Source organism: Pantoea sp. EKM21T (assembly GCF_011800405.1).
Classification (GTDB): Bacteria; Pseudomonadota; Gammaproteobacteria; order Enterobacterales; family Enterobacteriaceae; genus Pantoea; species Pantoea agglomerans.
Genome location: NZ_JAALFV010000003.1, coordinates 214,714 through 237,517 on the forward strand (window position 1 = coordinate 214,714; position 22,804 = coordinate 237,517).

The following is a 22,804-nucleotide window of genomic DNA, read 5'->3' on the forward strand; positions in this document are numbered from 1 at the left end:
AATTATCCCTTACTTCCGCCGCTGGTGAGACCGCTGACCAGCGTCTTCTGCAACCAGATGGCAATAAACAGTGGCGGCACCGAAGCCAGAATGCCGATTGCCGCGATCAGTCCGTCATCGGTCGCGCGTCCGGCGGTAAAACCGGCAATCGCGACCGGCAGGGTCTGTGCCGAAATATTGCTGGTGAACAGCAGCGCGTAGAAAAACTCATCCCAGGCGAGCAGCCAGCCGAACAGCGCGGCAGCGCCCAGCACCGGCTTTGCCAGCGGCAGCGTAATGCGCAGCAGAACCTGCCAGAAGCGCAGGCCATCAAGCCGTGCTGCCTGTTCGATATCACGTGGCAGTGAGTCGAACTGGTTCTTCAGCATCCAGGTCAGAAACGGCAGGATCAGTGAGCAGTAGACCATCACCAGGCCGGGACGAGTGTTGAGCAGCCCCAGTTGTTGCAGCAGAAAGTAGAGCGGCAGCACAAACGCCACGGGCGGCACCATATAGATTGCCAGAGCGCCGGAAAGCCAGGCATCACGACCACTGTAGCGTGAGAAGCTGAACGCTGCGGGTATCGCCAGCAGCAGCGAGATCGCTGTGGCCACCGTCGCCACCAGCAAACTGTTGCCCAGCGCGTGCAGAAAAACGTTGCCGGGCTGATTCGGTGCCAGCGAAACCAGCCCCTGATAGCGGCTGAAATCCCACTGACGCGGCAGCCACTCCAGCGGCACGCGGGAGAGATCGCTGGCAGAACTGACACTCATCAGAAACAGCCAGCCCATCGGGGCCAGAATGCTGACGGCGACCAGCAGCGCAGCCCCGTAACGCAGCACCCGTCGCAGTTTAGTTTTCATAAGCGGTACTCCGGCGGCGCTGATGCCATAACATCAGCAGATAGAGCGTGATCAGCAGGGCGCACATCAGGGTCATCAGTATCGCGTAGGCGGCACCGCTGCCGGCACGCAGATAGCTGAACGACTCCTGATAAACGAAAAAGCTCAGGGTTTTGGTGCTGTCCACCGGGCCGCCGCGCGTCATCACGTAGATGATGTCGAAGATTTTAAAGGCATCGATGGTGCGTAACACCAGCGCGACGCCGAGCGGTGCAACAATCGCCGGGAAGGTAATCGCCCGGAAACGCCGCCAGGCGGAGGCACCGTCCAGTCGTGCCGCTTCAAACAGATCCTCGGGGATCGACTGCAGCGCCGCCAGCACCAGCAGGGTGACCAGCGGATAGTTTTTCCAGATATCCGCAAACATCACCGCGTTGAGCGCCGCCTCCGGCGATCCCAGCCAGCTGCGATAGCCGTCAATGATGCCGAGCTGGCTGAGCAGGGCGTTGATGCTGCCGTAATCAGGGTTGAAGTTGAGCCGCCACATCATGGCGTTGACGATGGTCGGCAGCGCCCACGGCAGAATCACCAGCACCCGCAAAACGTTGCGCCCGATGAATTTCTGATTCAGCAGCAGCGCCACCAGCACGCCGATAATCCCTTCAACGGTGACAGACACAAGGGTGAAATAGAGTGTGCGCCAGATCGACGCCCGAAAGTCGGGATCGCTAAGCGCATAGAGATAGTTTTCCAGCCCAATCCAGGCAGGCGTTTCACCACTGCCAATCAGCGCAGCATCGGTAAAGCTGAGCCAGATGGTACGCAGCAGAGGCCAGGCGGTTAACAGCAGCATCACCAGCAACATGGGTGCCAGCAGCACCCATGCCTGACGCTGTTCGCGTTGACGCAAACTCAGCATCGTGACTCCTTAACGCAGCCGGGCGGCGCTTTTATCAACCGTCGCCATCGCGTCCTGCGCCGGGGCTTTACCCAGCAACACCTGCTGTAACTGCTGTTGCAGCTGGTTCGACAGACGGGAATAGTCAGCGGTCTCCGGACGTGACAGCATCACGTTTAGTGATTTGTCCGCCGCGGCGATCAGGCTCTCCTGATCCTTTTTCACCGCCTCATCCTGATAAGAGGATTTCCAGATCGGCAGGCTGAGCTTCGCATACTGGTTTTGTACCGGCTGTGAGGTCATGTACTGAATGTACTGCCAGGCCTCGTTGGCATGGGTGCTGCCTTTGGTGATCCCCAGCCCCATTGAGCCGTTTACCGCCCCCACTTTTCCTGGCGCATCGCCGGGCGCAGGCATGATCCCAACGTCGCCCGCCACTTTGCTCTGCTTCGGATCGTTGGCCATGTTGTACATGTAGGTCCAGTTCAGCGCGAAAGCCGCATCGCCATTAGAAAACGATTTACGCACATCCTCTTCCAGATATTCACGCGACGCCGGGTTACTCAGGCCCTCATCGAGCGAGCTTTTCATCAGGTTAAGCGCCTTGAGTGAAGCCGGGCTGGAGAAGTTAAGTTTGCCGTTCTGATAGAACTGACCACCAAAGCCTGAAACAAGTGTGGTGTAGTCACACACCAGTGCCTCAGACTGGGACCAGCTCCAGACCAGCGGCCAGGTGACAATCTTTTTATCCTTGATGATCTTCGCGTCATCCAGCACCTGCTGCCAGGTCTGTGGCGGCGTGGTGATGCCCGCTTTAGCCAGCATCGCTTTGTTGTAGTAAAGGTATTTGGTGTCGAGGATCCACGGCATACCCAGCGTTTTACCTTTGTAAACCACGGTGTTCATCGCGCCCGGGAAGACCTTCTCTTTATCCTCTGGCGTAATGCGTGCGCTGACATCCTGCAGCAAATCGAAACGGGCGAATTCCGCTGGCCAGATGGCATCGAACAGCACCACATCATAGCCATTGCCGCCCGCGCCACGCGCCGCCACAATCTTGTCGTGCAGCGCCTCATAAGGAACAAACTCCAGATTGACGCTGACATCCGGGTGCTGCTTCTGAAAATTTTGCGTCATCGCGCGGATATCATTTTCGCTGTAAGCCGCCTGGGTCATAAACAGGGCATTGATCTGGCTGGCCGCCGCCGCGCTGCCTGCGCTTAACATCAGTAAGGCGGCAAAACCGGCTTTTAGTTGGGGTGTGTAACGCTGTGACATGGTCTTCTCCACTGTGCAGCAACAGGCTGTCGGTTAATTAAATCAATTTGATTGATTTAATCGGGGGCATAATTTTGGTCAGTGGGTGAACTGACCTGTCTGAATCTAAGCAAACGGCGTGCCACAGTGCCGGAGGGCATTGCAACAAAGCCGTAACAACGCTAAAACTCAGACTGCGCTTTTATGGCAAAATTGCCTATCCTGATGCGCGAGAATTGCGTGCAGCATCAAAGATATTGTTTGCCCGAATGCATTCGGAGACCAATACTGTCGGGTCCCGCTGAAATGGAAAACAACATGAAAACCTCGGGTACCAACCTTGAACATGCGCGGGCGCATAACCGACGTGTGGTGATTGAAGCCATTCGCCTGCACGGTGAGCTGACCCGTGCCGAACTGGCCCGCATGACGGCACTGACGCCGCAGACCGTCTCGAATATCGTGGCGGAACTGGAGCAGGCCGAACTGCTGACCAGCCGCCAGCCGCGCCGCAGCGGGCGTGGTCAGCCCTCAATTCCGGTTACGCTCAATCCCACCAGTGCCTGGTCGATCGGCATCCATCTTGATCACCAGACGCTGCTGCTGGTTCTGGTCGATCTCAGCGGCGAAGTGCGTTTCCGCCGCCTCGTTCTGGTGCAAAAGCCCCAGCCTGCTGCCACCCTGGCGTGCATTGCCAGCGTGCTGGAGGAGATGCGCGCCTTCCTGGGTACTCAGTGGCAAAAAGTGCTGGGGATTGGCGTGGTGATGCCAGGGCCTTTTGGTGTGGAGGGCATTTCATCAGTGGGGCCGACCACGCTGAACGGCTGGGAGCAGGTCGATATTGAGGCTGAACTCGCCACCATCAGTGGTCTGCCGGTGACGCTGGAAAATGATGCTACGGTCGCCGCCATCGGCGAACGCTTTCACGGCACAGCGCGCCACCTGAACTCCTTTATCTATCTCTATATCGGCACCGGCCTGGGCGCGGGGATCTTCACCGATGGTCATATCTATACCGGCCACGCCCATAATGCGGGCGAAATCGGACACATTGTGGTCGAGCCGGGCGGTCGCGACTGCTACTGCGGAAATCAGGGCTGCCTCGAGCGTTACGTCTCGGTGCAGGCCGCTTATGAATTCTGCGGTCTCGATCCAATGCGGGCGCTGCCCGAAGATCTGTTACAGATTGAACCCGCGCGTTTTACCGCATGGATTGAGAATGTGACGACGCCGTTACGTCAGGCGATCAATATTCTGGAGTCGGTGTTTGATGCTGAGGCGGTAATTATTGGCGGGATGATGCCTGCGCCGTTGCTGGAGCAGATGGTGCAGCGATTGCCGCCGCTTTATCAGTCGGTGCGCGGACGCTATCTTAACGATATGCGACTAAAAATTGGCATGACCGGCAGCGATACAGCCGCTCTCGGCGCCGCCGCTTTACCGATTTTCGATGAATTTAATCCGAAGTTTCAGGTGCTGATGAAGTAGTCAGGGAAAAGGGCGCTGCTGCAGGCAACAGCGCCACAGGCATTAACCCGGGTAGATACCGCGATCTTTACGCGCCATCAGAATACGCTCACAGGCCACGATATAGGCCGCGGTGCGCAGCGAGCAATCTTTCTCCTTCGACTTTTCCCAGACGTGTACCATCGCTTCCGTCATGATCTTGTCTGAGCGACGATTGATCTCATCTTCGCTCCAGAAGAAGCTGGCCATGTCCTGAACCCACTCGAAGTAGCTGACGGTCACGCCACCGGCATTACAGACCACGTCCGGCACCACGATAATGCCGCGGGTGGCCAGCATGTCATCGGCATCCGGATAGGTCGGGCCGTTTGCGCCTTCCAGCACGATTTTGCAACTCAGGACTTCAGCACGCTCACGGGTAATCTGACCTTCCAGTGCCGCCGGGATCAGAATATCCATCCCTGTGGTCCAGAACGCCTCTTTATCAATGCTCTGCGCACCAGGGAAACCGGCAATCTGCTTATTGGCGATCTGCCATTCGGTCAGGGCAGCCATGTTGATGCCATCGGCATTAAACAGCGTCGCGGTGTGATCCTGAATCACTACCACACGAGCACCCGCCTCATCAAACAGGCGTGCCGCTTCGCTGCCGACGTTACCGAAACCCTGGACCGCAACGCGTGCGCCTTCAATTTCAATACCTGCACGGCGTGCCACTTCGCGTCCGGTAATAAACACGCCGCGACCGGTGGCTTTTTCACGCCCCAGTGAACCGCCCAGATGAATCGGTTTGCCCGTGACAACGCCGGTAATCGTTGTGCCGTGGTTCATGGAGTAGGTATCCATCATCCACGCCATCACTTTGCTGTTGGTCCCGACATCTGGCGCAGGAATATCTTTTTGCGGCCCGATGATGATGCCGATCTCGCTGGTGTAACGGCGGGTCAGTCGCTCAAGTTCACCGTCGGACAGTTTGAACGGATCAACGCGGATGCCGCCCTTAGCGCCGCCATAAGGCAGGTTAACCGCCGCACATTTGATGGTCATCCATGCGGAGAGCGCCATCACTTCATTAAGGTCGACATCCGGATGGTAGCGAATACCGCCTTTTCCTGGGCCGCGCGAAAGGTTGTGCTGAACGCGATAGCCTTCGAAATGGCGAATTGAGCCATCATCCATCTGGAGAGGAATATCAACAATCAACGCACGTTTTGGATGACGCAAAGTATCTATCCAACGTGAAAGATCGCCCAGATAAGGCGCAACCCGGTCGATTTGCTGTAAATAGGTGGACCAGGCAGATGTGCTGCTTTCAGACGCATAAGATAACTTATCCATAAAAAACCTTTCTTAATGAAGTTATTTATTGTGTGGAGCCGTGGATGGAGAGCGCATTGCATTGCGCCGACATAATCTAACACTACTGAAACAAATAAGATGTGGCATCAGCCATGACACAACGCAGTAATGCCCTGTTTTGGGGCAGGGTAAGTGAATAGATTAGTATTGCTGGCCCCTTACAGACGAATAAAGATGCGCGTGGAGTGCGTATTTTCTGCATAGGACAAGAAATATCGCTATCTTTCAAATCTTTGAGGGCGTTCAAAAAGTTAAATAATTGATCGTAACCATGTTGACTTTGCTGCACCAATTAAGTGCATGAGAATAAGTAATCAAAGGATTACATAAAGTAATGGATTGGACGTTAATAGCGCAGGCTAATCAGGTATTTAGAAAGGAGAGAGGGTCAGGGCTGGGGAAGGGAGAATAACGGGCCAGCGCAGTGGCTGGCCAGAATGAGTTTTACTGATGCAGAGCCTGCTCGGCTTCTCTCAGTTCCTGGCGAGCGTCAGCCAGTTTATCTTCGCGCTTCTGGATCTTGCTGGCGCTGCGGCCTTCAGCTTTCGCTTTAGCCAGTTCCTGTTCGCGTTCCTGTACCTTCAACTTTTTCTCTGCCACTTTTTCCTGACGCTGCTTTAGCAGACTGCTTTCGGTACAGTTCTGATTTACTTCGCTCAGCGCTTTTTCAAGGCCGGCAACCTGATGGGTATTATTGTGCTGGCGGGCAAAAGAGAGCTGGGTCTCAAGCTCCTGCTTTTTGGCTGCACAACCGGTCAGGCCAGAGGCCGCGTGAGCAGCAGTAAAAGTGAGTGGTAACAGGAGAAGGCTGAAGGTCAGTAAGGTCTTTTTCATCTTAGTCTCGTCAATGAGTCAGGGTTGTGGCACCAGTATACGGAACCACCTTAAGAGATTCTTAACGAAAAAAATTATTTACTGGCGCGGAAAAACAGGGGTAAAGAAGGCGCTGCCTGCTGTCAGGCAGCGCTGGAGGCGTTGGATTGGGCAAATTGCAGGTTACAATCAGGTCCACTGAGCATTACCGGATGGCCATCCAGACTCTGCTGTTCAAAATAGTCCTGCATCTGCTGGCTGATACCGGCACCACACCACATCACATGATGCTGATGAAGGTCGGTTTTAACGGCTGGCAACCCGGTTGCACGCGAGTCAACCTCGACATTAAAGCCCATCGCAGTAAGACGAATGGCTTCAAGCCAGATTTCGGTTTTATCAAGTACGCTCACCGCTTCCAGAAACAGAGGAATAGAAGATTCATTGCGCGATGAGGCGCGCATGACTTTATCCGCCTGCTGCTGCACGGTTTGCTCAAAACGGTTGAGGCGACGTGACGCTCCCCGGCGGAGATCGGCGTAAAGCCAGGCGCTCAGCGGCCGCAGCAGATTAATGACGAAATCATCACCGCTATAGTGGCTGGACATCGTGTGCATCTGGCGTGAAAGCGACAGCGGTGTGCCAAATTCCAGTTGCCAGAGCAGGTCGCCTTTGCGCGCCGCCCAGCCATAGGTGGTGACCGTCGAAGCAGCCTGCTGACCTTGCCAGATTTCGTCGAGCGTCGCGCCAGTGGCTGTTAAGCCAACCAGGGTCTGGATTTCACTGAGGTGATGATCACTCCAGCGTTCCTGATACTGCTGCGGCGTCAGTAATCCCTGCTTCATCCAGCTCTTCAGGTTAGCAGGATGGGTGCCGGTTATGGCGCAAACAGTATCGGTGGTATAAGAATGCATATCGTGCCCTCTGTAGAGGGGAAGGCCGCCGGGATTAACCGGGGATGAACCACCACTATGAACCTTATAACAGCCAATTAACAGAGGCAGAGTTAAGGCAAATCGGCGCTATGTGCCTGTGACGCTACGCTTATTCGTTGTTATTCTCCGATTAAATTTATGCTGATCAGCAGGTTAAAAGCGCTGCGATCAGGCAATAAAAATACTGTGTATTTATTCAGTAAATATTCTTTACGCAAATATACCGGGAAATCGGTACTTTTAAGCCTCTTTTAAGAGCATGCCGACTCTTATCCCCCTTACATCCTCCCGCTAAATCGCTAAAATAGCGGGTTCTGATGATCAGGAGAAAGAGTGCCCAATGCGTTATCGTTTTAGTCTCGCCGTTGTAACGGTTGCTGCTGTACTGACTGGCTGTGCAAAACATGCCGCCAGCGATGCGCCAGATGAATTTGCTGCTGGCCCGACGCAGATTGATGTCTCACACATCAAGACCCGCGCAGATGATGGCTCCAGTGTATTCCTGACTGTAGATGGTAAAGACGCCGGCAGATTGCCTAACGGCGAAAGCATGCTGCTGCATGTTCCGGCCGGAAAACACCAGGTCGGTGGCTATGTACCCACTCTGTTTGGCATGGGTCGGGTGACCATTGCACCGGTAGAAGTGACCACGTCACCGGAAGATGTAAAAAAAGTGGCTTATACGGTCACACGCAACAAAGCGACCTTTGTTGAGAACAAGGACGAGCAGGGCTGAGTGGATGACGGCGGAGAGCTGCGCTCTCCGCTGGAAGGGCTGGCACTATAATCCCAGTTCGCTCAGTGAAGGATGGTCGTCAGGGCGTCGGCCCTGCGGCCAGTGAAACAGCCGCTGTTCTTCACTGATTTTCAGATCGTTGATGCTGGCATAACGCTGCTGCATTAAACCCTGCTCATCAAAGGCCCAGTTCTCGTTGCCATATGAGCGATACCACTGCCGTTGCTCGTCATGCCATTCATAGGCGAACCGCACCGCAATCCGGTTCTGGTCAAAACTCCACAACTCTTTAATCAGCCGATACTGCTGCTCCCGCTGCCATTTTTGCTGCAGGAAGGCGATGATTTCTGCCCGCCCGGTCAGAAAGGTATCGCGATTGCGCCATTTACTGTCCGCTGAATAGGCCAGAGCGACTCGCTCCGCATCCCGGCTGTTCCAGCCATCCTCAGCCAGCCGGACTTTTTCAATCGCCTGTGCAGCCAGGGTAAATGGCGGTAGAGGCGGACGTGTATTTTCCAACTTTCTCTCCTTAACAGCGCAGGCAAACGCATTGTCAGCATTCGTTACAGTCGTATCAGAGTTCCAGGGCGTGAATCTGGCAGACGGCTCGCGCCGCTTCCTGACCTTTTTTCACGAAATGCTGAGTATAGAAGTCGATAAACTCGGCCGATGGCTGGAAATTATGCGGCGTGAGTGACACCGAGAAGACCGGCACATTGGTTGCCAGCTGCGCCTGCATCAGACCACTTACTACAGCCTGTGCGACGAAATCATGGCGATAGATGCCGCCATCCACCACCAGTGCTGCACAGACAATCGCATCGTAGTTGCCGGTCTGCGCCAGGCGTTGCGCCAGCAGCGGCATTTCAAAAGCGCCCGGAACATCCCATGTTTTAATCTCGTATGATGTACCGCGGCTTTCCAGTTCCTGTTCGAATCCTGTCAGAACCTGAGAAACGATTTCGCTGTGCCAGTTAGCTTTAATAAAGGCGACTTTCAACGGCTGCATGACTTACTCCAGTAAAAGGTGACATCCAGTGGTAACGGGCCAGATTGCGCCCCTGCACCCCGAATCAAAAATAGTGCGCCCGGCAGGCCAGTAACCTGCTGACAGCCTTCACTATACTGTAATGTAAAGAGTCTGTGTCCATCATTGTGATTATATGTAAATAACTGAGCGATGGATTACCCGCTTATGCTGCAGCAAAAGCCTGCAACGTCTCCTGCAAGGCACTCAACACACACGCTTCAGCCCGCCAAACCGCCTCACACCCTGTTGTTTGCGTAACAGCTTCCAGTTACGTTATTGCTTAAATAAAATACTGGATATTTGAACAGTTGTTTGTATAATTAATCGACTGCCCGCCGGGTATTGGTAGCGTTAGCGAGGGGTGAACCCATGATGATTTCAACTGAAAGCCTCAAATCTCTGGAACAATCGGTCACAATGAGCAGTCGTGAACTGGCTCAGATGACCGGTATTACACACGGAGAAGTGAAGCGGTTAATCAAAAGTCTGGAGACGGCTCAGCGTCTCTCCCAGCCGCTCAGCGTGAATGAGTATGAGCGGGAAGGGGAAGTGCGTCAGGAGTACCGTCTGTGCAAGCGTGACTCGCTGCTGGCCGTGGCACGCCTGTCGCCAGGCTTCACGGCAGAAGTGCTGGATCGCTGGCAGGACCGCGAGAAGACGACCCATCTGCCTGACTTTACCAATCCGGCTGAAGCCGCTCGCGCCTGGGCTGAGCAGTTTGAACAGCGTCAGGCGGCGGAGCAGCAACTGGCTCTCTCGGCACCCAAGGCGGCGTTCTTTGATAACTTCGTTGAGGTTGATGACTCGCTGGGCTTTCGGCAGCTCTGCAAAATGCTGAAAGTGAAAGAACCGGAGTTTCGCCAGTTTCTGCTGGAGCGCAACATCATGTATCGCGCAAAAGGCACCCTGACGCCGCAGCACTACCATATGCAGGCCGGCTACTTTACGCTGCACACCGGCACGGGTGAAAATCAGCACGCTTTCTCTCAGGCACGTTTTACGTCTAAAGGGGTGAAATGGGTCGCCAGTCTGTGGGCAGGGCATCTCTCTGCTCAGCCAAAAGGCGCAGCTGCGTAACCGTTCCTGTGATCTTGCGGGCTGGCGCGGATGTATAAGTGCTGGCAGATGTGCCTGTAAAAGTGCAGATATAAAAAAAGGCCGCAACAGAGTGCGGCCTTTTTGGATCGTTAATGATCGATTATCGGGCAACTCACCAGCCTTTAATCGCATCACCCTTGTAAACTTCTTCGGCTTTGGCCGCCACCTCCGGTGACTGCAGCGCTGACTTCAGCTTCTGAATTTTATCGCTGTCTTTATTATCTTCACGTGATACCAGCGCATTGACGTAAGGCGATGAGGCACTTTCCATAAATAAGCCATCGCGGTGCGCTGATAATCCAGCCTGAGCCGAGAAATTAGTATTAATGATCGACAGGGTCACGTTGGGATCGTCTAAGGTGCGGGTCAGCTGTGGGGTGTCCACTTCAACCAGCTTCAGATTTTTTGGATTTTCGATGATATCCAGTGAGGTCGGTAAATACCCCACATCCGGTTTAAGTTTAATCAGACCCTGCGCCTGCAGCAGCAGCAGGCTGCGTCCCAGCGTGGTGGCTTCGTTAGAGATGGTGATAGTGGCACCATTCTGCAGCTCACTGATGTTCTTGATTTTGTGCGAATAGGCAGCAATCGGGAAGACGAACGTTTTACCCACTACCGCAAACTTATAGCCGCGCTCTTTAGACTGTGATTCCAGATAAGGCAGGCTCTGGAAGGCGTTAGCATCAACTTCTTTATTATTCAGCGCTTCATTTGGCAGCACATAGTCATTGAAGTTAAGCACTTCGACATCCAGCTTGTATTTATCCTTCGCCACCTGCTTTACCACCTGCCAGATTGCTTCATCAGGCCCGGTATTAATCGCAACTTTAACTTTGTTATCGTCATCTTTTGAGCAGGCGGATAATAGTAGAACAGAACTGGCGAGTAATGCCGTAAACAGACCTTTCATTATCAGAAATCCCTCAGGTGGTTGATGGCTTCAAAGATAATACAGAACTCACAGGTTGCGTACTGACTGAGGAATATATCTTATAACCACAACGCAAATATTGAACATTAATTAATCAGTAATTCAGCCAGTCCGCTAATGGCCGGTTTTCATCCCTCTGTTCGCTGGCGGAAAATTCCTGTTAACAGGCTTATTAAAACGCAGGCGGGCATCAACACAGTTTTCTTCTAAGCTTACTTATCGGTCACTACTGGCATTCTATTGATTATTAACAGGGATTAACCATGTCGAAGCAAGATAACGAAATTAACGCGGTTGAAGTGATGCGCAGCAGCCAGGCCTGGAACGGTGACGTTCTTGAGGCCTATCCCACCGGCGAACCTGAGCTGACTGTTATGCGGCTGTCACTGCCTGCCCATACGTCATTACCCTGGCACACCCATCCAATGCCGAATGCGGCGTTTATTCTTTCCGGCACCCTGATTGTTGAGGATAAAGAGAGCGGCGAACAGCGCACCTTCCATGCGGGTGAAGCCCTCAATGAGACGGTCAACAGTGCGCATCGCGGTTACACCCTGGATGAGCCAGCCGAACTGGTGATTACCTATGCCGGTGTTAAAGGGCAGGAACTGACCGAGCCACTGCCGGGCGAGCCGGAAGAGTTTTAAACGCACTTACTTCATGACGCACCACGGTAGTGTCGCCCGCTGCCGTTTAAAAACCCTGCTCAGACTTGATTCGGATCAGTAAAGGGTGCGCCTGCACAGACCAGGATTAAACGCTCTCTGCTTCATCCACACCAATTAAAAAGGAATTTTCATGGATAAGAATGTTGCTCTGCTGCTTGCCCCAGGCTTTGAAGAAGCTGAGGCTATTATCACTCTCGACATCCTCTCACGCCTGGGCGTTCAGGTTACAACCCTGGCCTGTCAGCCCTATCGCGAAGTGAACAGTTATCATCATGTGAAGGTTGTCGCCGATGAGCTGCTGGAGGCGAATCGGGACAGGCTGTTTGATGCGGTGATTGTGCCGGGTGGTCCTGACGGCAGCAAAAATCTGGCGGCAAATGCGGCAGTGATAGATTTTATTCGCCGCCATGATGAGGCGGGCCGCCTGGTCTGCCCAATTTGCTCCGCAGCGGCCAGAGTGCTGGCGCCACAGGGTCTTTTAAGGGGGCGTCGCTATGTCAGTTCTGGGACGTCATCAGAAGGTGTCACCGATGGCGTTTACGTTAATGCCTCGGTAGTGAAAGATGGCAATCTGCTGAGTGGACAGGATCTGGGCGCGGCGTTTGATTTCGCCTTCGCGATCGCTTTTATCCTGACTGGCGACGCTGATAGTGCCACCGAGCAGGCTGAACATATCAGTCACAAGCTTAAGGTGGATTTCGCTAAGCTTTAATGAGCTGTGTTTCGCGCCCTTAAAGCGAGATGCTGGCAGGGCGCAAAGTCATCCGCGACAGAAAAGGCATTTACTTCCCGCCAAATCCCGCTTCCCGCAGTACCTTTTTTGCCTGCTCCGATTCTAAAAAATCCGCCAGCCGACGCGCCTCTGGCGTAATGACTGCACAGGCGTAGCGCGCAACAGAATTGAAAGCCGCAGGGATATCAACAACTTTCAGCCCGGCAATCTGGCTCAGGGCAGCCCGATGGCTGGCATAACCGATAAACAGATCCGCCTGATCCTCCAGGATAATCCATTCTGCCGCCAGCCTGCCTGCGGGAATGGGTGCAGAGTCGCGCCCACCCACCAGTGCCTTTGCGCGCTGGCGCACCGCTTCACCGGCTTTGCCCATCCGGGTGAAAAGGGCCTGCGCGTAGTCGCCAGAGGGATCGGCGGTGGGCGTGGAGGTTGCGATTCGCAGTGTGTCGCGGGTGAGTAACTGATACCAGTCGTCTCCCGCCTGTAGCCGATCGCTGCGAACCGTGATGCAGAGTTTATTAGTCGTGAACGGTATGACTGCCAGCGCTCGCCCAGCGTTCAGCAATTTTTGCGGATGCTCCTCACTGGCTGAAGCAAAGAGATCGCAGGGCTCACCGGCTTCAATCCGTTCGCGAAGCAAACCGGCGGGGCCAAACCGGGTTTCAACTGGCTCAGGAAAGTACGCCATTAGCGCGGGCCAGACCGCTTTCAGGCTGCCCGCCGCCAGTACGCGCATCACTCTGTTCCCTGATAAGCGGTGCGATAGAAGCGCTGATACCACTTATTGGCCAGCTTATTCATGTCCACATCCTGAAATTTCTGCGGATAGAGTTTTTTCGCCATCCACAATTCGCCAATCCCCATCGCTTCCGGCATTGGATAACCCCATGCTTTGGCGTAGTCCGGCATCAGCCAGACGCGATGATTTTTTACCGCGTCGATAGCCTGCCACTGTGGTGAACTGTTGATTTCATTCACGACGGAGGGATAACGGTCCTGCACAAAAATCACCTGTGGATCCCAGGCGATGACCTGCTCCATCGACACGGTTTTAAATCCCTTTACGGTCGCTGCGGCGACATTGACCGCGCCCGCATGCAGCATCATCAGGCCGGTATATTTTCCTGAGCCGTAGGTGGTCAGTTCCGGGTTCGCTATATAGGCGCGAATGCGTTTTTCCGCCGGAACATCCTTCAGGCGGTCGCTGACGATTTTGCGGCCCTCATCGGTGGCCGTAATCAGCGCTTTTGCTTCTGCCGGTTTATTGATGATCTCGCCGATAAGCGTAATCCCTTCACGCAGTCCTTTGTCATAGGCCATTTCCTCGTCGCGGATAGAGGGGTTCATTTTTGCCTTTTCACCCGGCTCGTCATGACGCAGTGAGATAGCCACCACCGGAATGCCCAGCGCGGTAATGCTGTCGATCATCTCATGCGGCGCATAGTTGGTCACAAACACCACCTGCGGATGCAGCGCCACCAGTTTTTCGGGATCAACATGCGTCAGATCCCCCAGTGTCGCTTTCTGGTTCAGCTCAGGAGCCAGGCGGGCATAGCTGTCGCCAAGTTGCTGCTTCCAGTTCGCCATCACACCGACGATTTTATCGGTCGCGTTCATCTGCACCAGCAGGTTCAGCGTCTGATGCTGAAGCACCACAATACGATCAACACGATCAGGAATCGTGACCTGGCGGCCTGTCTGATCGGTTATCTGGCGCGATGCCTGGGAAGAGAGCGGAAGGAGTATCAGTAAACCGAGTGTGCATGCCTGCCAGAAGCGCTTCATTAACTATCCTCAAATACGTTATGCATTGGATTATATAGCGATAAGTGATGGGCGTCACGGTCCGGGTCTGCATTCCGGCATAGATGTGAGTAAGAAAAGAGACTGAGCGCGGGTTCTGACAACTCTTGCCTGCCCGGCACTGATAATGTGCAACGCCCGTTACTGACTCACCATCCCGGTGCCTTCTGGATTATGCTCTCTCTATTTCTCTGATTTTACGTAAGTTAATTTCTGGCACGCCATTTGCTGAAGTCTGAACAGTAAGCAGCGTTCGACACAATTGATAGCAAATAGCTGGCTAGGGTTCCGGTTCACGCAGGTGAATGTCTGGTCCGAGAGCTGGCGACCTCTGCGAGGTTACACGGCGGGACAAAAGCCCGGGAGACAGCGGCACCAAATGGTGTCTTGCGCTGCTCCCGTTTTTTTGTGCCAACCAGAGGTCAACCATGAAAAAATCACCCCTCCTGACGCTTATTCTGTCGCTGACGCTGCTGGTCAGCGCGCCATCTTTCGCCGCGGTCAAAAAAGAGTTCAATATCTGCTGGACCATCTATGCTGGCTGGATGCCATGGGGCACCATCAGCAACGAGAAAATCATCGATAAATGGGCCAGCAAATACGGCATCAAAATTCATATCACCCAGCTCAATGACTATATCGAGTCGATCAACCAGTACACCGCGGGTCAGTTCGACGGCTGCACCATGACCAACATGGATGCGCTGACTATTCCTGCGGCGGGCGGCATTGATTCCACAGCGCTGATCACCGGCAGCTTCTCCGATGGCAATGACGGTGTGGTGCTGAAAGGCGCAAATAAAAAACTCAGCGACCTGAAAGGGATGTCTGTCTATCTTCCTGCGCTGTCGGTTTCGCACTACCTGCTGGTTCGCGGTCTGGAGAAGGCCGGTTTACATGAAAAAGACGTTAAGGTCGTGAACACCTCCGATGCCGATATCGTCTCCGCCTTTGGTACCAGCGGCGTGCAGGCGGCGGTTGCCTGGAATCCACAGCTTTCAGTGATCAAGAAAACCCCGCAAACCACAGAGGTGTTCAGCTCTTCGGCCGTACCGGGCGAACTGATTGACATGATGGTGGTGAATACAGAGACCCTGAAAGATAACCCCGCGCTGGGTAAGGCACTGACCGGAGCCTGGTTTGAGATGATGGCGAAAATGCAGGCCGGAGATGCGCAGGCGCTGAGCGCGATGGCTGCCGATTCCGGTACTGACCTCGCCGGATACAAGGCGCAGCTGAAAACCACCCACCTGTTCTGGACTCCAGCCGAAACCCAGACATTTGTTTCTTCCCCTGATCTGGCGAAAACCATGCAGCGCGTCGCCGCGTTCTCCTTTGATAAGGGATTACTGGGCGAGGGTGCACAAAGCGCTGACTTCATCGGTATGAGCTTCCCTGGCAACATCACCGTCGGTGATACAGCGAACATCAAACTGCGCTTTGACGACAGCTATCTGAAGATGGCCGCTGCGGGCAAGCTGTAATCACCGATCTCAGGAGTATTTGCCATGCGCCACATCAACCGCTATCCCCGGCAGGGAATGCGCCTGACGCTGATGCTATTACCTTTTGTATTGCTGATCGCCGTCTGGTTTATCAGTTCGGCGGTGCGTCTTGAAGCCAACCCACACGACAAGCTGCTGCCCGGACTGTCACAGATGATCGCCGCCATTGATCGGATGGCCTTCACGCCCGATAAGCGCAGCGGTGAATATCTGCTGTGGGCGGATACGTGGATTAGCTTAAGCCGTCTGCTGACCGGCCTGGCGATCTCTTCACTGATTGGTCTCTGCATCGGTGTTGCTGCGGGTGTCTTCCCGATGAGTCGCGCGGCGCTGTCACCCTTTATGACCGTGGTGTCGATGATCCCACCGCTGGCGCTCCTGCCGATGCTGTTTATCGTCTTCGGGCTGGATGAGCTGTCAAAAGTGATGCTGATTGTTATCGGGATTACGCCGATGCTGGCGCGCGACCTGGAACATCGGGCGCGGGAAATCCCCGCAGAGCTGTTTATCAAAGCACAAACTCTGGGGGCGAACAGCTGGACGGTGGTGCTGCGGGTTGTGCTGCCGCAGCTCTTATCGCGGCTGATCACCTCGCTGCGGCTGTTGCTGGGATCCGCATGGCTCTTTCTGATCTCCGCCGAGGCGATTTCCGCAACCGCCGGACTGGGCTATCGCATTTTCCTGGTTCGTCGCTATATGGCGATGGATGTGATCATTCCCTATGTCATCTGGATCACGCTGCTGGCGTGGCTGATGGATCTCGCGCTGCGTCAATTGCACAAAGCCTGTTTCCCCTGGGCGGAAGGAGGCCGGGAATGAGTTTTATCGATATCAAAAATATCTGGCAGGAGTATGGCGACCACGTGGTGCTGGAACGCATCAATCTGCAGGTCAAAGAAGGTGAATTCTGCTCGCTGGTGGGGGCATCCGGCTGTGGTAAGTCGACGTTTTTACGCCTGCTGCTGGGTCAGGAAAAGCCGACACGGGGATCGATCACGCTGGATGGCGAACAGCTGCGCGCGGAACCCGATCGCAGCCGTGGCGTGGTGTTTCAGCGTTACTCCGTTTTCCCTCATCTCAACGTGCTGGATAACGTCGCCATTGGCCTCGAACTTCCGGCTTCACCGTTTACTGGCCGACTGTTTGGCACCCGAAAACGCCATGCCCGTGAGCAGGCAAAACAGATGCTGGAGAAAGTCGGGCTGGGCCATTCTCTCGATAAATATCCGGCGCAGCTTTCGGGCGGGATGCAGCAGCGGCTGGCGATTGCGCAGGCTTTTGTCATGCAGCCGCGCGTACTGCTGCTGGATGAGCCCTTCGGCGCGCTGGACCCCGGCATCCGCAAAGATATGCATGCGCTGCTGCTCCAGCTCTGGAGCGAAACCCGCATGACGGTGTTTATGGTCACTCACGACCTTGCCGAAGGATTCAATCTTGGCACCCGGCTGCTGGTTTTCGACAAAGTGCGCATCGATCCTCAGGCCCCCAATGCCTGGGGCGCGCGTATCACTTACGACATCCCGCTTAATGAAACGCGGTTGTCGCAGCTGGCAACCCGCAACAAAAACAACATTTATTCCCTCAAGGAGACCGCTCAATGACCGCACTTTTTCATTCAGCTCCGAGCCTGCGCGAAGAGCAGCTGCCTGGCGGAGGGCACACCTCGCTGATTTTGCGCAAAGGGCAAATCCTGCGCCTGACCGACATCGAGGGCGGCGCGAACGTCAGCATGATGATGCTCAATCCCCACGAGAAAAGTGAACGCCTGAATCTGCCGGATACCCTGAAAGGCCAGCATACGGCTCGCCTGACCACCGGGCACTGTTTCTACTCCGACATGGGACGCGTACTGGCCGCGATCGTGGCGGATAGCTGCGGCTGGCACGACCCGTTTGGCGGCGTTCTCAACGCGGCGGAAGCGCACGATAAGTATGGAGCCGGACGCTATCAGGAGCTGCGCAACGGCTTCTACCGCAACGGCACAGATAATCTGCTGGTTGAGATGGGCAAATGGGATCTGGGCCTGGAAGATCTGCTGATGGTCGTCAATTTTTTCAGCAAGGTCACGGTTGATGAGAAGGGCCGCTTCCGGTTTAGCGCGGGCAACAGCCGCGCCGGCGATTTCACTGAACTGTACGCACCCATGGACGTGCTGATGGTGCTGACCGCGCTGCCACATCCGCAGGATCCCGCCGCTGACTATCTCCCGCGACCGGTTCAGCTGAGCTGGTATCAGGCCGACGATATGCAGGCCGTCAGCGAAGCGATGGTCACGCGTGGTGAAAACCAGCGCGCGCTTCATAACACCCAACTTTTTGCCCTGTAAGGAGGCTGCGATGACCCTTATTAACTCTGATCGTCGTCCTGAAGATGCCGTCTATCGCCACGTGATACCGGCAGGCGAGCCGTGGCTGTTCGAAGTGAAAAAAGGGCAGACGCTGCGCCTCCTCGACCTCGAAGGGAATCAGGCAATTGATACCCTGTTCTATAACAGCGATAACCCGCGGGAACGCTACGATCCTCAGCGCACGCTGCGTCGTCAGGGAAACGTCTATCTGACCACCGGCAGCGTGCTCTATTCGAATCTCGGCAATCCGCTGCTGACTATCGTTGCCGACACCTGCGGCCGTCACGATACCCTGGGCGGAGCCTGCTCGCAGGAGAGCAACACCGTGCGCTATGCCCAGGATAAGCGCTACATGCACAGCTGTCGGGATAACTTTCTCTGCGCCTGCCTGCACGATGGCCGCCTTCACAAACGTGATATCGGTGCCAACATCAACTTTTTCATGAACGTTCCGGTCACGCCGGAAGGCGGTCTGACCTTTGAGGATGGGCTATCGGCGCCCGGCAAATACGTTGAGCTGGTAGCCGAATGCAATGTGATGGTGCTGATCTCCAACTGCCCGCAGCTGAATAACCCCTGTAACGGCTGGAACCCGACGCCCGCTGAAGTGCTGGTGTGGAACTGAGTCAGCGTTGCCATGGCGACAAGCGGGACTGAGTTTCTCAGTCTTTTGCGTCAGACCTCTCAAAACACCACCGGCGCACGCCTGTTACGTGCCGGTCAGCCCCGGGGACGGCCCCAGGGAATATCGAATTTTGCGGGACGACCCGCATCCCTGAGAGTTCGCTTATGTTTGATACCTTACTGATTGCTAATCGCGGTGCTATCGCCTGTCGCATCCTGCGCACGCTGCGTGCCATGCAGGTGAAAGGGGTCGCCGTTTACTCCGAAGCCGATCTGAGCAGTTTACATATCCGCGAGGCGGATGTGGCGCTAAGCCTTGGCGAAGGCCCGGCTGCACAAACCTATCTGGTGACGGAAAAGATCATCGCCGCCGCGCAGCAGAGCGGGGCGAAAGCGATTCATCCTGGCTACGGTTTCCTTTCGGAAAACGCCGCCTTTGCTGAGGCGTGCGAGGCTGCCGGTCTGATTTTTGTCGGCCCCACACCGCAGCAGTTGCGGACTTTTGGCCTGAAACACACGGCCCGCGCGCTGGCGGAAGCCGAAGGGGTGCCGTTGCTGGAAGGCAGTGAACTGCTGGCAGATATCAGTGAAGCCCGCCGCGCCGCAGAGAGGGTCGGCTATCCGGTAATGCTCAAAAGCACCGCGGGCGGAGGTGGCATCGGTATGCGTGTCTGTCGTGATGCGAATGCGCTGTCAGAGGCGTTTGAAACGGTCCAGCGCCTCGGCCAGAACAACTTCAGCGATGCCGGGGTATTTCTCGAAAAATATATCGAACGCGCCCGTCATCTTGAAGTGCAGATTTTCGGTGACGGAAAGGGCGAGGTAATAGCGCTGGGCGTACGCGACTGCTCGGTACAGCGGCGTAACCAGAAAGTGATCGAAGAGACGCCAGCGCCGAATCTGCCCGCAGGTATGGCGGGGGCTTTATGCGCGGCGGCTATCGCGCTGGGAAAAGCGGTGAACTATCGCAGCGCCGGAACGGTTGAGTTTGTCTATGACAGCGTGGCGCAGCAGTTCTATTTTCTTGAAGTGAATACCCGTCTGCAGGTTGAACATGGCGTCACGGAGCAGGTGTGGGGCGTTGACCTGGTGCAGTGGATGATTGAGCTGGCAGCAGGCGATCTTCCTCCGCTTCACGCGTTAGCCGCCGCGCTGAATCCTCAGGGCCATGCCGTACAGGCGCGAATTTACGCGGAAGATCCGGGGCGGCAGTTCCAGCCTTCGCCAGGGCTGTTAACCCAGGTCCTCTTTCCGGCAGCCGACGGTAAAACCCTGCGTATTGACCGCTGGGTGGAAGCGGGGTGCGAAGTCCCGCCATTCTTCGACCCGATGCTGGCAAAAGTTATCACCTGGCGCCCCACCCGCGAGGAAGCCATCGCCACACTGGCACAGGCGCTGGCTGAGACCCGTTTCTATGGCGTAGAAACCAATCGTCTCTATCTGTTGCAGATTCTGGCCTTCTCGCCCTTCACGGCTGGCGAACCCTGGACCCGCGGCCTGGAGCAGCTCGCCTATCAGGCGGCAACGGTTGAAGTGGTGAGTGCCGGAACCCAGACCAGCGTTCAGGACTATCCTGGACGTCTGGGATACTGGGCGGTGGGCGTGCCGCCGTCGGGGCCGATGGATGATCGCGCACTGCGTCTGGGCAACCGTCTGCTGGGCAATGAGGAGGGTGACGCCGCGCTGGAAATCACCCTGAATGGACCCACCCTGAAATTTAACACTGAGATTCAGGCGGTGATCTCTGGCGCGCCGCTCACTGTCACACTGGATGGCGTCGGACAGTCAATGAATTCTGTTTTTACCATTCCGGCCGGGGCAACGCTGAAGCTGGGCGCGATAAGTGGCGCGGGCGTCAGAAGTTATCTCTGTCTGAGCGGCGGCATTCAGGTGCCGGACTATTTAGGCAGCAAAAGCACCTTTACCCTTGGTCAGTTTGGCGGACATGCCGGACGGGCACTGCGAAGTGGTGACGTGCTGCATCTCGCTCCGCGTTCTGCAAGCGCAACCGGAACGGAACTGCCCGTCGGACTACACACAGAGCTTGCCACGGTGCGCACGCTGCGCGTCATTTATGGTCCGCACGGTGCGCCTGAGTTTTTTGCGCCGGAGTATATGGAGACGTTTTTTGCCACAGAATGGGAAGTGCATTTTAACTCCAGCCGCACCGGCGTTCGACTGATCGGGCCAAAGCCAATCTGGACCCGCGACAGCGGCGGTGAAGCAGGGCTGCACCCCTCAAACATCCATGACAACCCGTACGCGATCGGCGCGGTCGATTTTACCGGTGATATGCCGGTGATCCTGGGGCCGGATGGCCCGAGCCTTGGCGGGTTCGTCTGCCCGGTGACGGTAATCGAGGCGGACCTCTGGCAACTGGGACAGCTCAAAGCCGGTGACAAAGTGCAGTTTGTCGCGGTGGATATTCCTACCGCCCGCCGACTGGCAGAGGGCCGACGCACCGAGCTGACCACGCTCCAGCCACAGGAAACAGACTGGCAGCCTGCGCCGCTGATTTCGCCCATCGTGATGACCTGCGGCGCAGCGGATAAACGCCTGGTGGCGCGCCTCTCTGGTGATACGCATCTGCTGCTGGAGGCTGGCGAGCCGGAACTGGATCTGGTGTTACGTTTTCGCATTCATGCGTTGATGCAGGCGCTGGAAGCGCAATCCCGCAACGGCATTATTGATATCACGCCGGGGATCCGCTCGCTGCAAATCCACTTTCAGCCGGAGACGCTGACGCCCGACGTGCTGCTGATGTGGGTGCGCGGTGAGTGGGAGAGGGTCTGCACGAGTGATGACCTTCAGGTTCCCACACGCGTGGTGCATCTGCCGCTCTCCTGGGACGATCCGGCCTGTCAGAAGGCCATCGAAAAATATATGACCACCGTGCGGCAGGATGCGCCGTGGTGCCCGAGTAATCTTGAATTTATCCGCCGGATAAACGATCTGCCTGATGAGCAGGCTGTCTGGAACACGGTCTTTGAAGCCAGCTATCTGGTGATGGGGCTGGGCGATGTCTACCTCGGCGCGCCGGTCGCCACGCCGCTGGATCCCCGTCATCGGCTGGTGACGACAAAATATAATCCGGCCCGCACCTGGACGGCGGAAAACTCGGTTGGCATCGGCGGTGCCTATCTGTGTGTGTATGGCATGGAGGGGCCAGGCGGCTATCAGTTTGTCGGCCGCACGCTGCAGATGTGGAACCGGTATCATGAAGTCGCCGATTTTGGCGGTAAACCCTGGCTGCTGCGCTTTTTCGATCAGATCCGTTTTTATCCGGTTTCAGCCAGTGAGCTGTTGCAGATTCGCCGCGATTTTCCCCTCGGTCGCTATCCGCTGCGCATTGAGCACAGCACGCTGCGGCTGGCGGAATATCAGGATTTCCTCGCCCGTGAAGCGCAGAGCATCGGTCTGTTTCGCCATCACCAGCAAGCCGCGTTCCATGCGGAACGTGACCGCTGGATCGCCAGCGGACAGGCCCATTTTGACAGTCAGGAAAGTGTGGCCGATGAAGGCGGCGACGCGCCGCTGCAGCCAGGCGAGCAGGGGGTTGAAAGCCCGGTTTCCGGCAATTTATGGCAGGTGCAGGCGACGGCGGGCAGCCGGGTGAAGGAAGGGGATACACTGGTGGTGCTGGAGTCGATGAAGATGGAGATCCCGCTTCTGGCGCCGTGCGACGGCATTGTTCAGCAGGTCAGCGTGCAGCCAGGCAGCGCTGTACGTGCAGGGCAACGCGTGGCGGTGATTGTTGAGGATAATGCGGAGGGATGATG

22 protein-coding genes and 1 riboswitch are annotated in these 22,804 nt (G+C 55.8%); of the genes, 11 read left to right on the forward strand and 11 right to left on the reverse strand.

What is annotated here, in order from left to right:
* Positions 1-2: 2 nt before the first annotated feature.
* The 3 genes from HFD87_RS07320 to HFD87_RS07330 are packed head-to-tail and all read right to left on the reverse strand — an operon-like array spanning position 3 to position 2,997.
* Positions 3-842 carry a carbohydrate ABC transporter permease gene (locus HFD87_RS07320; protein WP_033760458.1) on the reverse strand — a complete coding sequence of 280 codons (840 nt, stop codon included), beginning with the start codon at positions 840-842 and terminating at the stop codon, positions 3-5.
* The gene (locus HFD87_RS07325; RefSeq protein WP_022624334.1) at positions 832-1,740 is read right to left on the reverse strand and encodes a carbohydrate ABC transporter permease; all 909 of its coding nucleotides are present in this window, start codon (positions 1,738-1,740) and stop codon (positions 832-834) included. Before HFD87_RS07325 ends, HFD87_RS07320 begins: the two co-directional genes overlap by 11 nt.
* Positions 1,741-1,749: 9 nt before the next feature.
* The gene (locus HFD87_RS07330; protein WP_167423169.1) at positions 1,750-2,997 is read right to left on the reverse strand and encodes an extracellular solute-binding protein; all 1,248 of its coding nucleotides are present in this window, start codon (positions 2,995-2,997) and stop codon (positions 1,750-1,752) included.
* A 297-nt stretch (positions 2,998-3,294) separates the two neighbouring features.
* On the opposite strand from HFD87_RS07330, the gene HFD87_RS07335 reads away from it, so the two are divergent.
* On the forward strand, positions 3,295-4,464 hold the full coding sequence (locus tag HFD87_RS07335) for an ROK family transcriptional regulator (RefSeq protein WP_167423170.1): 1,170 nt from the start codon (positions 3,295-3,297) through the stop codon (positions 4,462-4,464).
* A gap of 42 nt (positions 4,465-4,506) precedes the next feature.
* Here the strand turns inward: HFD87_RS07335 and HFD87_RS07340 are convergent, their stop codons facing one another.
* From HFD87_RS07340 to HFD87_RS07350, 3 genes are all read right to left on the reverse strand, one after another.
* Positions 4,507-5,781, reverse strand: a complete 1,275-nt coding sequence (locus tag HFD87_RS07340) for a Glu/Leu/Phe/Val dehydrogenase (RefSeq protein WP_010247095.1) — start codon at positions 5,779-5,781, stop codon at positions 4,507-4,509.
* Between the two features lie 465 nt (positions 5,782-6,246).
* Positions 6,247-6,636 carry a DUF1090 domain-containing protein gene (locus HFD87_RS07345; protein ID WP_167423171.1) on the reverse strand — a complete coding sequence of 130 codons (390 nt, stop codon included), beginning with the start codon at positions 6,634-6,636 and terminating at the stop codon, positions 6,247-6,249.
* A 122-nt stretch (positions 6,637-6,758) separates the two neighbouring features.
* A complete protein-coding gene (locus tag HFD87_RS07350; protein WP_064690786.1) occupies positions 6,759-7,529 on the reverse strand; it encodes a MerR family transcriptional regulator in 771 nt (256 codons plus the stop codon).
* 361 nt (positions 7,530-7,890) lie between these two features.
* On the opposite strand from HFD87_RS07350, the gene HFD87_RS07355 reads away from it, so the two are divergent.
* Entirely contained in the window at positions 7,891-8,286 is a 396-nt protein-coding gene (locus tag HFD87_RS07355) for a hypothetical protein (RefSeq protein WP_010247102.1), read from the forward strand.
* 45 nt (positions 8,287-8,331) lie between these two features.
* Here the strand turns inward: HFD87_RS07355 and HFD87_RS07360 are convergent, their stop codons facing one another.
* Positions 8,332-8,805: a nuclear transport factor 2 family protein gene (locus HFD87_RS07360; RefSeq protein WP_010247104.1), complete on the reverse strand. Its 474-nt coding sequence runs from the start codon at positions 8,803-8,805 to the stop codon at positions 8,332-8,334.
* A 55-nt stretch (positions 8,806-8,860) separates the two neighbouring features.
* Positions 8,861-9,295: a 6,7-dimethyl-8-ribityllumazine synthase gene (locus HFD87_RS07365; RefSeq protein ID WP_010247107.1), complete on the reverse strand. Its 435-nt coding sequence runs from the start codon at positions 9,293-9,295 to the stop codon at positions 8,861-8,863.
* A gap of 390 nt (positions 9,296-9,685) precedes the next feature.
* On the opposite strand from HFD87_RS07365, the gene HFD87_RS07370 reads away from it, so the two are divergent.
* Positions 9,686-10,393 carry a phage antirepressor KilAC domain-containing protein gene (locus tag HFD87_RS07370; RefSeq protein WP_010247108.1) on the forward strand — a complete coding sequence of 236 codons (708 nt, stop codon included), beginning with the start codon at positions 9,686-9,688 and terminating at the stop codon, positions 10,391-10,393.
* 133 nt (positions 10,394-10,526) lie between these two features.
* Here the strand turns inward: HFD87_RS07370 and HFD87_RS07375 are convergent, their stop codons facing one another.
* Positions 10,527-11,324 (reverse strand): MetQ/NlpA family ABC transporter substrate-binding protein, encoded by a 798-nt coding sequence (locus tag HFD87_RS07375; protein WP_010247110.1) that lies wholly within the window; start codon positions 11,322-11,324, stop codon positions 10,527-10,529.
* Between the two features lie 284 nt (positions 11,325-11,608).
* On the opposite strand from HFD87_RS07375, the gene HFD87_RS07380 reads away from it, so the two are divergent.
* Both HFD87_RS07380 and HFD87_RS07385 read left to right on the forward strand, forming a co-directional pair.
* Positions 11,609-11,992, forward strand: a complete 384-nt coding sequence (locus HFD87_RS07380; protein WP_010670360.1) for a cupin domain-containing protein — start codon at positions 11,609-11,611, stop codon at positions 11,990-11,992.
* Positions 11,993-12,143: 151 nt separating this feature from the next.
* Complete coding sequence (locus HFD87_RS07385; protein ID WP_045140103.1) at positions 12,144-12,725, forward strand: DJ-1/PfpI family protein; 582 nt, start codon at positions 12,144-12,146, stop codon at positions 12,723-12,725.
* 70 nt (positions 12,726-12,795) lie between these two features.
* On the opposite strand, the gene HFD87_RS07390 is transcribed toward HFD87_RS07385, so the two are convergent.
* Together HFD87_RS07390 and HFD87_RS07395 are read right to left on the reverse strand one after the other, a co-directional pair.
* Complete coding sequence (locus HFD87_RS07390; RefSeq protein WP_167423172.1) at positions 12,796-13,482, reverse strand: molybdate ABC transporter substrate-binding protein; 687 nt, start codon at positions 13,480-13,482, stop codon at positions 12,796-12,798.
* A complete protein-coding gene (locus HFD87_RS07395) occupies positions 13,482-14,531 on the reverse strand; it encodes an ABC transporter substrate-binding protein (RefSeq protein ID WP_167423173.1) in 1,050 nt (349 codons plus the stop codon). Before HFD87_RS07395 ends, HFD87_RS07390 begins: the two co-directional genes overlap by 1 nt.
* Positions 14,532-14,818: 287 nt before the next feature.
* A riboswitch (guanidine-I (ykkC/yxkD leader) is annotated at positions 14,819-14,917 on the forward strand.
* Between the two features lie 60 nt (positions 14,918-14,977).
* Between HFD87_RS07395 and HFD87_RS07400 the strand changes: the two genes are divergently transcribed.
* The 6 genes from HFD87_RS07400 (at position 14,978) to uca (ending at position 22,802) form a co-directional block, all read left to right on the forward strand.
* Complete coding sequence (locus HFD87_RS07400; RefSeq protein ID WP_010670356.1) at positions 14,978-16,033, forward strand: putative urea ABC transporter substrate-binding protein; 1,056 nt, start codon at positions 14,978-14,980, stop codon at positions 16,031-16,033.
* Positions 16,034-16,057: 24 nt separating this feature from the next.
* Entirely contained in the window at positions 16,058-16,873 is an 816-nt protein-coding gene (locus HFD87_RS07405; RefSeq protein ID WP_010247123.1) for an ABC transporter permease, read from the forward strand.
* Positions 16,870-17,655, forward strand: a complete 786-nt coding sequence (locus HFD87_RS07410) for an ABC transporter ATP-binding protein (protein ID WP_167423174.1) — start codon at positions 16,870-16,872, stop codon at positions 17,653-17,655. Before HFD87_RS07405 ends, HFD87_RS07410 begins: the two co-directional genes overlap by 4 nt.
* Positions 17,652-18,380 (forward strand): urea amidolyase associated protein UAAP1, encoded by a 729-nt coding sequence (locus tag HFD87_RS07415; RefSeq protein WP_111534139.1) that lies wholly within the window; start codon positions 17,652-17,654, stop codon positions 18,378-18,380. Before HFD87_RS07410 ends, HFD87_RS07415 begins: the two co-directional genes overlap by 4 nt.
* Positions 18,381-18,390: 10 nt before the next feature.
* A complete protein-coding gene (locus HFD87_RS07420) occupies positions 18,391-19,026 on the forward strand; it encodes an urea amidolyase associated protein UAAP2 (RefSeq protein ID WP_010670353.1) in 636 nt (211 codons plus the stop codon).
* A 164-nt stretch (positions 19,027-19,190) separates the two neighbouring features.
* Entirely contained in the window at positions 19,191-22,802 is a 3,612-nt protein-coding gene (gene uca / locus HFD87_RS07425) for an urea carboxylase (RefSeq protein ID WP_167423175.1), read from the forward strand.
* Positions 22,803-22,804: the final 2 nt, after the last annotated feature.